Here is a 14005-nt window from a genome sequence, read left to right as displayed (position 1 = left end):
CCGCCGCCACCACCACCGACATTTGAAGAAATTTTAGCTATGCGTACCGGCAATTACAATAAACTGGCTGGTTATATGTCCAACCATTTTGGTGGTTATTCTAGTAAATCGCTAAATAAGAACTATATCTTTGGTAGTAGTGGATCCTCTTATGGATTTGATGTAAAATCTAGCTTTGGATTCGGTAAATTCAAGTTTAAGAAGGCAAAGATGCCATCCACGAACTTCATGAAACAAGCAGGATCAATGGGCTTAGATATGATTCCTGTAGTTGGAAACATCAAGAGTGGACTTGAAGCAATCATGGGTAGAGACCTTGTCACAGGTCAAAAACTATCTACAGCCGACCGAATAATTGCAGCAGCAGGTATCTTTACAGGTGGAGCAGGAAAAGCTGCGCTAAAAGGGGCTAAGGCTGGGTTAGGTTTTGCGCAAGGGGCGAAACTTACTAAGGGTACGGATAATGTTCCTCACGGAAATAGTAAAAACAGTACAAAGCCACAACATGGATATAAAATATCCGAAAAGGAAACTGGAGACGTTGCTAAGACTGGTATAAGTGGACAACCACTGAATAAAAATGGCACATCTCCTAGAGCAAATTCCCAAGTAAATAAATGGAATAAAGAAGTAGGGTATGAGAAGTACGAAGCAGATGTTGTAAAACCTAATATACCTAATAGACAGGAAGCTCTTGACTGGGAAAGAGAGAATGCTCAACGCCTTTGGGAAGAAGGTAATTCCATGAACAAACATCAGAGACCAAAACCTTGGGAAGAATAAGGAGGTAATTACTTGATCTTAAAAGAATTTGATTTAGATTTACCGTATATTGCGGATGAAGAAAGAATCAAAGGGATAATGGAAAAAGAAAGTTGTCAATATCATGATGCAACAAAAATGGATTATGAATTGAATTGGAAAGAAAAACGTCGTTCATTTAGACTAGAGACTCGTTGTGTTACTGCTATGTACGAACGATTATTTGGAAAAATGAAAAATGAAGACTGTTGGAAAATCCTCGTAGAGTGTGTTGAAAATATTACTGAGGCAGGTATTTTAAATCTTTCTGGTGTTGTTACGGTACAAGTGAAGTTCAATTATGATGAATTTCGCTATAAAAATGAGTTAGAGAAAAAAATAGCTACACTTAATCTTCTTATGGAAGGAATAGAGAAAGTAGCTAACAACAAAAGTTGGGCATTTGAACAATTCAAAGATGTTTCTTTACAGATAGAGCAAACTAAGTATTTAAATGAATGGGCTTGGAAGAAAGCTGTAAAGAATCCTAATAAAAATTATTATGCTGAAGTATTGTGTCAACATAATGTAACCAGTATGGATATTTCAATAGTGATTAAGCAAAAAAATGGAGTAGAAATACAAAGGGAAAAAGTTATATCAGAACTTCCTGATGAGTTCGCATATGCTAGACATTTGGGAGAATTAAAATGGTTAGCTGATTTTGAGATTGCCTTAATAAATAAAAAAGGCAATGAAATGGTTACAGTAAGTTTGGATAGTTATAGGTAATTTCTTAAACCTTGATTGGCTAAATGCCATTCAAGGTTTTTTACTTTAATTTATACTAAATCAGCTGATATTTGAGTGGGACAATAAGAAAATGATTTGTTTGAGAATCGAGAGCTCATGATGGTTATACCATCATGGAGTATCGTTTTAATATTTGGATTGGCGGACAGGAACGAGAATTAGGCGAGATGACATTTTACATGACAGGGGTAGTATGACATGGCATAGCTAACAAACTAAGGAGAATGACAAAGCTCGTGGCGATAAACAATGGGCAAAGTGAGAGAGTGTTGTTTTATTGCAAAGGGCAAATGATTTTTGTGTTGTATTTTTACAAGAGACGATCGTATAATACTTGCTATTCGTATAAAAAGCGTTACATAAATTTTAATTATCGTAACGGGAGGGTGAAAATTTGAACGTTGTTGGGTAATTCGAGTGTCAACACAAGGGCAAGCAAGAGATGGATACAGCTTGAAATATCAAGAAGATGAATTTAAAACGTACTGTAAGGAACAAGGCATGAACTTGATCCATATTTGTAGAGATACAAAGATCAGGATAATCCAGATGGAAAATTGAATTACAAGGAAGGTCCTGGATTATTCCGAAACCAACAAAATATAATATGAGTGGATTGAAAAATAAAACACAAGCGAAAAACAGGTTGTCTGAGCAAGGCTTAACTCCTCATCAGCCAGATGATAGAACTATACAACTGATACCAACAAAACTAGATCGAAACATTCCACACATTGGATCGGCATCCGATTTGAGGGGGAGGATATTAAAAGGTGAATAATGAATCAATTTTTATTGAAAACAAGTTAAAACAGTTAGGGACCACCAGCAAATATGGGAATACTTCTTTACGAGAAATAGAAGAAATTGAAGTAACATTGGGTATAAATCTACCAAATGAATATAAAGAGTTTCTAAGTAGATTTGGTACTCTAAATTTTAATGATATTGAAGTTGCTTTCTACTCAGTAACTAATAGTGATAAAGAACCCTTTAAGATAGTTAATTTTTATGGCGTTAACGGAGATAATTTTGATTTAAAAATGATTATAAATAGTTACACTGATAGGATTCCAGAAGATTTAATCCCAATTGCAGAATGTACTACCTTGATTAGCTTTTAAGCTTTCAAGGTTTTTTTATTCTCATAGTTAACATCTTATAGTATATGAATCAAAATAATGATGATCCACGATATAGCTTTAAGTGCCAACTAAAACTACTAAATTTTGTAACATATCCCTTATAGAATAGAGGAAAATGAGGCATACTCGGAGTTTTGCATAGAATAATAAGTAAATTAGGATCATATAAGTTGTGCATAATAAATCATTTTAAAACTTTATGGCATTGAGTAATATATAGTTTTTTCTATATTTACTGTCGGATAGCCCCTTAGATTATCTTTTAACTAAAGTTATTTAACTGTACATTGCTTACATCTTGATTAACGAGAAAAATGAAATGATTTAGTAGAATAAAGACATTGAAAAGGCTTCATACAGTAAATAAATGCATAGTGACTCTTGGATCAATGTAATCTCTATAATGAAAACTTGAAAGAAAATCCATTCTCTTTTATAGTAAAACTATCATTTGAAATGAGGTGAAATGGATGTTCCAATGTGTTCGAAGTAACTAGTTTTCGGGGCGCGATAAAACGCGTAGCGCCTATAAAGGGTGAAGTCTGCCCTTTTTCACACGAAAACTTACTTCTGCACATTCGGAATTTCCATAACGAGATCGCCTAGTGATGGCGTCTTATAAGTCATGGTGATTTCACCATGGCTTTATTTCATTTCAAAGGATGATATTTAAGATGAAAACACTATATAAATATAAAGAGATGTTCGGAGTTCGAAATGTTCGAATTTTAACGTTGGTAACCTTCTTTTATTCTCTAACGTTTTATACAACGATTTACACAATTTTTCTAAAGGAACGTGGTCTCAGTTATTTTGAGATTTTCCTACTGGAAAGTATTTTGTCAGCTGCTATATTTATTTTTGAAATCCCATCCGGTAAGCTAGCTGACAAGTTTGGGAGAAAAAAGCTAGTCATTCTTTCGGTATTTTTGTATGCTGTCAGTTCGTTTATTTTGGCGTTCAGTCATCATTATTTTTGGTTTGTCGTTGAAGCTATTTGTTATGGAATTGGTATCGCGGCAATGTAAGGGGCAGATTCCGCTCTTATATATGATGATTTGAAGAAGGCGAAAAAAGAGGACTCGGCGGATTATGCTTTTTCGTTAACAGGAGCGGCTGTTACGGCAGCTATGGTCGTAAGTCTTCCGATTGGTGGTTATCTGGCAGAAAATTCTCTTGAGCTGCCACTTTATGTAACGTGTTTTTTGCTCGTTACTGCTTTAGCTTTAACTTTTCTATTAAAAGAGGTAGAAAACGAGACTAAAAATGTGCCGAAACCGAAGACTACCATTTTATCGGTTTTCCGCCAATATCCAATGTTACTTCTCCTTCAAGGAATTCAATCTTTTTCCTTTGGAGTGGTGTTTAGTTTAGTATACTTAAATCAACCGTTATTTTTAGATTATGAAATAGAGTTAAAGTATTTTGGTTGGATCATGTTGGTGGTGAATGCTTTAACGACAGTTGGGTTAGTCGTCGTTCCTGCATTACGTGAAAAACTTGGCCAATACATGGTTATGATTGTAGCAACAGCATTGCCAGGAGTTCTACTAATCTTATTGTCCTTGTTTCCTCCTGTAACGATTGGCATTATGCTGTTTGGATTCATTCAGGTTATTCACTCTATGAAAGACCCTGTATACCGTTCACTCATGAATGAACGTATTTCAGATGCCAACCGGGCGACAACGTTATCTATTATTAGCTTTGTCGGTGGGATAGTAGGGATGATTGTGAAGCCGGTCATTGGTTTTTTAACAGACATTTCTCTTTATACGACATTTATGGTGTTAGGTGTAGGTATGTTGCTCGCTTCTGTCATATTGGGAGTGACATTAAGAAGATTAAGGTAGGAGGGGAATCATGAAGGAAATATTAATTGGCGTGTTATCTTCCGTCTTTTTTGCGGTGACATTTATATTAAATCGATCGATGGAGCTTTCAGGTGGTAGCTGGCTTTGGAGTGCGTCACTTCGCTATTTCTTTATGATTCCATTTCTCGTTCTAATCGTATGGTGGAGAGGAAATCTAAAGCAGTTATTAATCGAGCTTGTCCGAAAACCATTACCTTGGTTAGTCTGGAGCTTCGTTGGATTTGGCTTGTTTTATGGACCGATTACATTTGCAGCAGCTTCTGGACCAGGATGGCTTGTTGCGAGCACCTGGCAGTTTACCATTATAGCAGGGGTATTACTCACCCCTCTATTTTTAGAAGTAAACGGTACTCGAAGAAAAATTCCGTTAAATAGTTTACTATTTTCTAGTTTAATTGTAATGGGAATCATCATTTTACAATGGGAAAATGCAAAGGGTGGACTTACACTTCAGTTATTCTTAATTGGGATGCTACCGGTCATGATTGCAGCTTTTGCCTATCCGTTAGGAAATCGAAAAATGATGGAGTTGTACACAGGGAAGCTTGATACATTTCAACGAGTGCTTGGAATGACACTCGCTTCAATGCCGCTGTGGCTCGTTCTTTCTATAATCGGAGGTGTGACAGTAGGACTGCCGTCTGCCGATCAAGTTGTTCAATCCTTTATCGTGGCGATATCTTCTGGTGTCATTGCGACTCTATTATTCTTCTTCGCCACAGATCTTGTGAAGGACGATAGTACAAAACTAGCGGGTGTAGAGGCTACTCAGTCGGCACAGGTTGTGTTCGTCATGATTGGAGAAATGGTGGTGCTTTCGATACCAATGCCATCTGTTATTTCCGTGTTTGGCATTGTGCTCGTCGTAATTGGGATGATTCTTCATAGTTTACTAGGAAAAAAGAAAGTAAAGATCGTACAAAGCCCTAGTATTAGTGAAAGGTGACTCTTTATGGGTCATCTTTTTTGAGTCTAGCAAATTAAGTCTAAGATTTTACTAGGGAAGATGTTCGGATACTAAATCTATATGATGTATTTGGGGGAGTTTCCTCCTATTCCTCAAACCAAACCTGTTTAATACCAAAATTTACAAATGTGTAAATTTCATGTCTTACTCTTACATCCAACAAGATTTATGGTATCGTAGTTATGATACAAAATGATGGAGGTAGTCATGAAGAAAGCAACGTTAATATTAGTAATCACCTTACTATTCCATTATGTTAGTCCTTTTTCAGCAAGTGCTGAAGACAACGTGGATCTAGAATCAGTAATCAATAGCGAAAGCGTAATTTTAATAGATGCAGATACAGGTTATACCATATATGAAAAACAAAGTGAAAAACAAATGTACCCAGCAAGTATTACAAAACTTGTGACAGCCATTGTTGCACTAGAGTCAGCAGACATGAATGAAATAGCAACGGTGAGTGAAAATGCTCGTCATGTTGAGGGAACGCGTGTGTACCTTGAGGAAGGCGAAAATGTACCTCTAGAAAAATTATTACTAGGAATGTTGATTAACTCTGGCAATGATGCGTCAGTAGCAATTGCGGAACATATCGATGGCAGTGTGGCTCAATTTGCACACCGCATGAATACTTTTGTACGAGAACAAATTGGCATAGAGAATACCATTTTTACTAATCCACATGGTTTATTTGATGAACATCATTATACGACGGCGTCAGATATGGCCGAGATTACTCGTTACGCTTTAAAAAATGAAACGTTTCTTGAAATGATCGGAATAGAAACGCTAGAGTGGGATGGCGAAAGCTGGGATACTACGTTAATTAATCATCATAAGTTGTTTAGTGTTATGCCGTTTGAAGGAATGCTTGGTGGAAAGAACGGCTATGTACAAAAAGCTGGTCAAACGTTAGTAACAGTCGCTGAGCGTGAAGGTGTCAGGCTGATTGCAGTTACATTGAATGCGAGTGGAAAAAACAGATCATATAAAGATACAATAGCTTTATTAGATTATGGGTTTGACCATTACGATCCATCCCTTGTTCCGATAGAAGTGAATCCTGAAGAACAAGCTAGTGAAATGAAAAAAGTGGAAAAACAAGTTGAACCCGAGGACGTGGAGACAAAGGAAGCGGCACCGCTTTGGATCATTCCCGTAATACTTATTGTTATTGCAGTTGGAGTCATGTTTCTTCGTATCCGTAAGAAGAATACTTTTCAGAGATATCATAATTAACGTCATTTACGTCTATCCTGTGGATAGGCGTTTTTTATACGTGATAAAAAGAAACTTTTTCCAATTTAATCGAATATTTGTTCTCATATTTCTTGGTTTTTTAAATAGAAGTTGATACAATAGAAAATAGATGAAAAGGATAGGAGGCTTTCGTGTGGATCAGTTCGAATTAGTCTCAGCTTATTCTCCCTCGGGGGATCAGCCTAGAGCGATTAAACAGCTAGTGGAAGGCATCAAGAACAACAAAAAGCATCAGACGTTGCTTGGGGCGACTGGAACAGGGAAAACGTTTACGATTTCCAATCTTATAAAAGAAGTGAACAAACCAACGCTTATCATTGCTCATAACAAAACGTTAGCGGGTCAGCTATACAGTGAGTTCAAGGAATTCTTTCCGAACAATGCAGTTGAATATTTCGTTAGTTACTATGATTACTATCAGCCGGAAGCCTACGTCCCACAAACGGATACATTTATTGAGAAGGATGCATCCATTAATGATGAAATAGATAAACTTAGGCACTCGGCAACATCTGCATTAATCGAACGAAAAGATGTCATCATCATCGCCAGTGTGTCGTGTATTTACGGTTTAGGTTCACCGGAAGAATACCGAGAAATGGTCGTGCCGATTAGAACGGGTATGGAGAAAGAACGCAACCAACTTTTACGGGACTTAGTAGATATTCAATATGCAAGAAATGATATCGACTTCCAACGTGGTACGTTCCGAGTACGAGGAGATGTTGTGGAAATTTTCCCTGCTTCACGTGACGAGCATTGTATACGTGTTGAATTTTTCGGAGACGAAATTGACCGTATTCGTGAAGTAGACGCCTTGACAGGGGAAATTATTGCAGATCGTGAACATGTTTCCATTTTCCCTGCATCCCACTTCGTTACCCGTGAAGAGAAGATGGTAGTGGCAATTGAAAATATCGAAAAAGAGCTGGAAGAACGTTTAGCAGAAATGCGCGAGAACGGGAAGCTGCTCGAGGCACAGCGTCTTGAACAACGTACTCGATATGATTTGGAAATGATGAGAGAAATGGGCTTTTGTTCTGGAATAGAGAACTACTCTAGACATCTAACATTACGCCCTTCTGGCTCAACACCTTACACATTAATCGACTTCTTTCCAAAAGATTTCTTAATTGTCGTCGATGAGTCACACGTTACCGTTCCTCAAATTCGGGCGATGTACAATGGTGACAGAGCTCGTAAATCTGTCCTTGTCGATCATGGTTTTCGCTTGCCATCAGCAATGGACAACCGTCCGTTAATGTTTGATGAATTTGAGAAGCATGTTAATCAAATTGTTTATGTATCAGCTACGCCTGGTCCTTATGAACAAGAGCATAGTCCGGAAATGATTCAACAAATCATTCGTCCAACAGGGCTGCTTGACCCAACCATTGATATTCGCCCAATTAAAGGACAAATTGATGATTTACTTGGTGAAATACATGCGCGAATTGAACGAAACGAACGTGTATTAGTGACAACGTTAACGAAGAAAATGTCAGAGGACTTAACGAATTATTTAAAGGAACTAGGTATTAAAATTAATTACTTACACTCTGAAATCAAAACGTTAGAACGGATTGAAATTATTCGTGATTTACGTTTAGGTAAATTTGATGTGCTCGTCGGAATTAACTTATTAAGAGAAGGGTTAGATATTCCCGAAGTATCTCTAGTTGCAATTCTTGACGCAGATAAAGAAGGTTTCTTACGTTCAGAGCGTTCTTTAATTCAAACTATTGGCCGTGCAGCGCGTAATGAAAATGGTCATGTTATCATGTACGCGGATCGCATTACAAATTCAATGGAAATTGCCATAAATGAGACGAAGCGCCGTCGTGAAACACAGGAAGCGTATAACCTGGAACATGGAATTACACCGAAAACGATTCAGAAAAATATTCGTGATGTGATCCGTGCGACTGTAGCAGCAGAATCTGAGGAGCAATATGAATTAACTCCGAAGCTGTCAAAACTATCGAAGCCGGAGCGGGAGAAACTAATTGCAAGTCTAGAAGTAGAAATGAAGGAAGCAGCAAAGGCACTGAACTTCGAACGTGCGGCTGAACTGCGAGATCTACTTTTAGAACTGAAAGCGGAAGGAAAATAACGAAAAATGGTCATGGATAAAATAGTAGTAAAAGGTGCGAGAGCACACAATTTAAAAAATATCGATGTAACAATTCCGAGAGATAAGCTTGTTGTGATAACAGGTTTATCTGGTTCGGGGAAATCGTCATTAGCGTTTGATACGATTTATGCTGAAGGTCAAAGACGGTATGTAGAATCGTTGTCAGCCTACGCACGTCAATTTTTAGGTCAAATGGACAAACCAGATGTAGATGTAATTGAAGGGTTATCTCCTGCAATCTCCATTGACCAAAAAACAACAAGCCGTAATCCCCGTTCTACAGTTGGAACGGTTACGGAAATTTACGATTATCTACGATTGTTATTCGCACGTGTAGGCAGGCCGATTTGTCCAGAGCATGGAATCGAGATTTCATCTCAAACAATACAACAAATGGTAGATCGAATTCTTGAATATCCAGAACGAACAAAGCTTCAAATACTAGCGCCAGTTATTAGTGGACGTAAAGGTGCACATGTTAAAGTAATCGAGGATATTAAGAAGCAAGGATTTGTTCGTATTCGAATCGACGGTGAGATGATGGAGCTTACCGAGGAGATTGAACTTGATAAAAATAAAAAGCACTCCATTGAAGTGGTCGTTGACCGCATTGTGGTAAAGGAAGGAATTGCAGCTCGACTTTCTGATTCCTTGGAAACCGCACTTCGACTAGGTGATGGGAAGGTCATGGTCGATGTGATGGACCTTGGTGAGGAACTTCTTTTTAGTGAGCATCACTCTTGTCCGATGTGTGGGTTCTCCATTGGGGAATTAGAGCCTAGAATGTTTTCCTTCAATACACCATTCGGTGCATGTCCAAGCTGTGATGGTTTAGGATCAAAGTTAGAAGTAGACGAAGAATTGGTTGTGCCCAATTGGGAGCTAAGCTTAAAGCAACATGCTATTGCTCCATGGGAACCAACTAGCTCTCAATACTATCCTCAATTATTAGAAGCTGTATGTAACCATTACGGAATTGATATGGATATGCCGGTAAAAGACATTCCGAAACATTTAATGGATCGAGTGTTATATGGCAGTCAAGGTGATCAAATTTTCTTCCATTATGAAAATGATTTCGGTCAAGTTCGTGAAGGTTATATTGAATTTGAAGGTGTTATTAAAAATATTGAGCGCCGATATCGTGAAACGAGTTCTGACTATATCCGTGAACAGATGGAAAAGTACATGGGACAGCATTCGTGTCCAACATGTAAAGGCTTTCGTTTAAAGAAGGAAAGTTTAGCCGTTAAGGTTGGCGGTAACCATATTGGACATTTAACAGACCTTTCGATTACAGAAGCCTATAACTATGTAGCGGGATTAGAACTTACAGAGAAGGAAGCGACAATTGCTCATATGATCATTCGTGAAATTCAAGAGCGTCTTGGCTTCCTTGTGAATGTTGGTTTGGATTATTTAACGATGAGCCGTTCTGCAGGAACATTATCCGGAGGAGAAGCTCAACGTATCCGATTAGCCACTCAAATTGGCTCAAGATTAACAGGTGTTCTGTATATTTTGGACGAGCCGTCTATCGGGCTACATCAACGTGATAATGATCGTCTAATTCATACGCTGCAAAGCATGAGAGATATCGGTAATACACTCATCGTCGTTGAACATGATGAAGACACAATGATAGCTGCAGATTACTTAATTGATATCGGTCCTGGAGCTGGGGTCCACGGTGGAGAAGTCATTTCTGCTGGTACACCTGAAGAAGTGATGAACGATCCAAAGTCTCTAACAGGTCAATATTTATTAGGGAAGAAGTTTATTCCACTTCCACTTGAGCGAAGAAAGCCTGATGGTCGTTATATCGAAATCATCGGGGCGAAGGAAAATAATTTAAAAAATGTTAAAGTGAAATTCCCGTTAGGAACGTTTATTTCGGTTACTGGTGTGTCGGGTTCTGGGAAAAGTACGCTAGTCAACGAGATATTATATAAATCGCTTGCTCAACAAATTAACCGTTCCAAGGTGAAGCCTGGAGCTCATAAAGAAGTAAAAGGAATTGAACAATTAGATAAAGTGATAGAGATCGATCAATCACCAATTGGCCGTACACCAAGATCGAATCCTGCCACGTACACAGGTGTATTTGATGATGTACGTGACCTGTTCGCTTCAACAAACGAAGCGAAGGTGAGAGGTTATAAGAAAGGTCGATTTAGCTTTAACGTTAAAGGCGGTAGATGTGAAGCATGCCGTGGGGATGGCATTATTAAAATCGAAATGCACTTCCTACCAGACGTGTATGTTCCTTGTGAAGTATGTCATGGAAAGCGCTATAACCGTGAAACACTGGAAGTGAAATATAAAGACAAAAATATTTCCGATATTCTAGATATGACGGTGGAAGATGCTTTGGATTTCTTCACCAATCATCCTAAAATACACCGCAAGTTGCAAACGATTATGGATGTAGGGCTAGGGTACATTAAGCTAGGTCAACCGGCGACGACGCTTTCTGGTGGAGAAGCACAGCGTGTCAAACTTGCATCTGAACTTCATCGTCGCTCAACAGGACGAACCATTTATATTCTTGATGAGCCGACAACGGGTCTACACGTGGATGACATTGCACGCCTCTTAGAGGTTCTGCAGCGTCTCGTGGAAAACGGAGATACTGTATTACTCATTGAGCATAATTTAGATGTTATTAAAGCCGCTGATTATATTGTCGATATTGGTCCTGAAGGTGGAGACAAAGGTGGAACCATTGTCGCAACAGGAACGCCAGAAGATATTATAAAAGTAGAAGAATCGTATACAGGACACTATTTAAAACCAGTACTTGAACGCGACCGTGCCAGAACAGAAGCTAGATTAAAAGAACTAGAATCAATTGGTCAGGCATAATATGTAGAGACTCCTAATGGGGTCTCTTCAGACTGACGACAAAAGGCAATTCGAATGGGAATCATTTGAATTGCCTTTTAGATTTTCAGGTATAAAAGGGCTTTTTGACCTATGCGAGGCATGTACTTATACATATTCTAGAGCTTTTCCACGTCTAAGTTGCCATCATATTTAGAATCATGGTGATAAAAGTTAACATCGCCTGCCTGGACATTTAATCTCTTTATATAGAAGGTATGTTCTGTAAGCATTTCTTCACCTTTTTTCTTATAATAGAACATGTTTAAAAACAGATCCTATTTTATAATCAGATTGTAGCGGAATGGCACTCGACTCCTGCGGGAGCAAGTGGGACAGGTGAGACCCCGCAGGCGATAACGGCGAGTTATCATGAACGAAACTAGCTCCTTACTCGTAACATCGTAGGTTAATTTGGTTAGAATGTTTACTGGTAAAAACAAACCAAATCAGAGCTACATTACGGAAGGAGCTAGTTATTATGAAGGATACCATAAAATATGTAGGTTTAGACGTATCAAAAGAAAAAATTGCAGTTGCGATCGCGGATGAGGGGCGAGAAGAGCCGAGATACTGGGGAGTAATTCCTCACACACCAGAAGCAGTTAGGAAATTAATAAATAAACTTGGAAACACCGAGACTCTTCGAGTCTGTTATGAAGCCGGTCCAACTGGATACCCACTATATAGATTATTACTTTCCCTAGGTGTTCATTGTGATGTGATAGCCCCATCTCTCATACCTAAAAGACCAGGTGAACGTATTAAGACAGATCGTAGAGACTCTATTCGACTGGCTCAGTTATATCGAGCAGGAGAATTAACTAACATCTATGTTCCAAACGAAGAGGATGAAGCTCTCCGTGATCTTGTAAGATGTCGTGAAGATGCAAAAGAAGATGAACTTAGGGCAAGGCACCGTTTGAGTAAATTTTTGCTTCGTAATAACATTAAGCCACCGTCAGGTGTGAACAAATGGACGGTCAAATATCGTAGATGGCTGGATGCATTAAAATTTGAAAGCTCCAAACTACGTGTGGTCTTTCAAGAATATTATCATCAATTGAAAGAGCTAGAACAACGAATTTTAAGACTAGAGGAAGAAATTAGAGTTCAGGCAACGGAGGGCGTACACGCCCCAACCATTCAAGCCTTACAATCACTAAGAGGTGTAGCTCTTATTACTGCGACTAGTCTTGTAGCGGAGATAGGTTCTTTCAAACGTTTCTCATCACCAACACAATTAATGGCCTATATTGGTTTAATACCAAGTGAATACTCAAGTGGTGAAAGAAGAATACAAGGGAGCATCACAAAAACAGGGAATCGTCATGTACGACGCTTATTAGTAGAAGCTGCATGGAGTTATCGTTATCAACCGTCAGTTAAAGGAGAATTGATGAGACGACAAAATGGACAGTCCCCCACTATTCAAGCGATATCCTGGAAAGCACAAAACCGACTTCATAAAAAGTATTACCGATTATTATCAAGAGGAAAAGAAAGTGGAAAAGCAATTACTGCAGTTGCCAGAGAATTAGCTGGTTTTATTTGGGCTATTACACAAGAGGTAGAAGAAGTAAAAAACGCTAGTTTTTGATCTTACAAGTTGTCATGTTACGGTGATATAGGTATTATTGATCCATTTTTTATGTATGGCTTTAATTTCACACGAATAATTTACGAAGAAAGATAGATGATTGAGAACAGGGCTCGAAGGCAAAGAAAAAAACCGGAAAGGAAAACCCACGTGGCCTCCTCTGTGCTATATCTAAATAGATTAACGCACGTGCCGAGTTAGTGGATTAGTCCTTTATACGGAAAGATAAAATGTGAAAACCCACGGATATCAGAGCGTAAACCGCAGTAGAGATTTTTGCCTTCGTGCCGTGTTCTTAACTTCTATTCAAGTCAAAAAAAGGAGAAAGGAACAGATTCCTTCTATAGCTTAATGGAGTCTCTCACTTCTTTGTATGACAGTCAAGGAGACCACTTGACAGACATACAAAGAAGTGAGAAGTGGTCAGTAAGCTAAAGAAGGAGCTATTCTAGCCAGAATGGCTTGCTAACTAACAAAATCAAGAAAAGAAGCCGTAAATAGCTTCTCTTCTTAGAGTTGGTCAAAAGACAATCCAAACCTGGTGAAGAGTGGGAGCCTTGACAGTTTCGTTCATATCAGGAGGCT

The 14005-nt window shown here is 38.5% G+C and carries 8 protein-coding genes and 2 pseudogenes; all 10 read left to right on the top strand.

What is annotated here, in order from left to right:
* Positions 1-783, top strand: a 783-nt coding sequence (locus JR050_RS06005) for a pre-toxin TG domain-containing protein (RefSeq protein ID WP_239454154.1), incomplete at its 5' end; no start/stop codon positions are given.
* Between the two features lie 12 nt (positions 784-795).
* A complete protein-coding gene (locus tag JR050_RS06000; RefSeq protein ID WP_204202610.1) occupies positions 796-1533 on the top strand; it encodes a hypothetical protein in 738 nt (245 codons plus the stop codon).
* Positions 1534-1948: 415 nt separating this feature from the next.
* Positions 1949-2091: pseudogene (locus JR050_RS20265) on the top strand (recombinase family protein); the annotation flags it as partial.
* Between the two features lie 236 nt (positions 2092-2327).
* Positions 2328-2678, top strand: coding sequence for an SMI1/KNR4 family protein (locus JR050_RS05995; protein ID WP_204202609.1), 351 nt, complete (start codon positions 2328-2330; stop codon positions 2676-2678).
* Between the two features lie 683 nt (positions 2679-3361).
* Positions 3362-4552 (top strand): annotated as a pseudogene (locus JR050_RS05985) (MFS transporter).
* A 10-nt stretch (positions 4553-4562) separates the two neighbouring features.
* On the top strand, positions 4563-5519 hold the full coding sequence (locus JR050_RS05980) for a DMT family transporter (RefSeq protein ID WP_204202606.1): 957 nt from the start codon (positions 4563-4565) through the stop codon (positions 5517-5519).
* Positions 5520-5747: 228 nt separating this feature from the next.
* Positions 5748-6782: a D-alanyl-D-alanine carboxypeptidase family protein gene (locus JR050_RS05975; protein ID WP_204202605.1), complete on the top strand. Its 1035-nt coding sequence runs from the start codon at positions 5748-5750 to the stop codon at positions 6780-6782.
* A 154-nt stretch (positions 6783-6936) separates the two neighbouring features.
* On the top strand, positions 6937-8916 hold the full coding sequence (uvrB, locus tag JR050_RS05970) for an excinuclease ABC subunit UvrB (RefSeq protein ID WP_346726713.1): 1980 nt from the start codon (positions 6937-6939) through the stop codon (positions 8914-8916).
* A 6-nt stretch (positions 8917-8922) separates the two neighbouring features.
* Positions 8923-11802: an excinuclease ABC subunit UvrA gene (gene uvrA / locus JR050_RS05965; protein WP_204202603.1), complete on the top strand. Its 2880-nt coding sequence runs from the start codon at positions 8923-8925 to the stop codon at positions 11800-11802.
* Between the two features lie 499 nt (positions 11803-12301).
* Positions 12302-13420, top strand: a complete 1119-nt coding sequence (locus JR050_RS05960; protein ID WP_204201818.1) for an IS110 family RNA-guided transposase — start codon at positions 12302-12304, stop codon at positions 13418-13420.
* Positions 13421-14005: the final 585 nt, after the last annotated feature.

The organism is Bacillus suaedaesalsae (assembly GCF_016890225.1).
Taxonomy (GTDB): domain Bacteria; phylum Bacillota; class Bacilli; order Bacillales; family SA4; genus Bacillus_BS; species Bacillus_BS suaedaesalsae.
This window is presented reverse-complemented; position numbering and strand designations above follow the sequence as displayed.

What these genes read in the sequence shown, in the direction of transcription:
- JR050_RS05980 (WP_204202606.1), top strand. Translation starts at nt 4,563, where the DNA reads ATGAAGGAAATATTAATTGGCGTGTTATCTTCCGTCTTTTTTGCGGTG.
- JR050_RS05975 (WP_204202605.1), top strand. Translation starts at nt 5,748, where the DNA reads ATGAAGAAAGCAACGTTAATATTAGTAATCACCTTACTATTCCATTAT.
- uvrA (WP_204202603.1), top strand. Translation starts at nt 8,923, where the DNA reads ATGGTCATGGATAAAATAGTAGTAAAAGGTGCGAGAGCACACAATTTA.
- JR050_RS05960 (WP_204201818.1), top strand. Translation starts at nt 12,302, where the DNA reads ATGAAGGATACCATAAAATATGTAGGTTTAGACGTATCAAAAGAAAAA.